At 37.8% G+C, this 399-nt stretch carries 1 protein-coding gene; it reads right to left on the minus strand.

What is annotated here, in order from left to right; genetic code table 11:
- The coding region (locus FOT98_RS25895; RefSeq protein ID WP_260851141.1) for a DUF421 domain-containing protein at positions 1-398 on the minus strand (398 nt) is incomplete at its 3' end.
- Position 399: the final 1 nt, after the last annotated feature.

A 399-nucleotide genomic window follows, 5' to 3' on the forward strand; every position in this document is an offset into this window, starting at 1 on the left:
ACATTGCCATCCATAATAACAGTTTGTGGTTCTTTTTCGTTTGCTACTTTTAAACCGATGTCTTTTGCTGTGAGTGGTTGGCGATCTTTCTTTAATAATACATTTAATTCTCCGCTCGGTTCTAGTACAGCAAATTCAACATCAGCTACGCTGAAGGCATCTTTTCCACGAAGAAGTTCCAGTAATTCGTCACTTGTATATTTTTCTTTCTTTAAGTTGTCTTCGAGTATCTTTCCATCTTTTATTAATACGGTAGATTTCCCTTCAAAGAAGTCCCGAGCTGTTTTGTTCTTTAAAGAAAGGATTCCTGTTAAAAAAGGTACCACAGCGAAAATGAGTATCGCAAAGACGCCGTGAAAAAATTTTGAATCGAGCCCTGTAGATACTTGGGCAGCGATG

The sequence above is a fragment of the Bacillus sp. HY001 genome, from assembly GCF_007558965.1.
Taxonomy (GTDB): domain Bacteria; phylum Bacillota; class Bacilli; order Bacillales; family Bacillaceae_G; genus Bacillus_A; species Bacillus_A mobilis.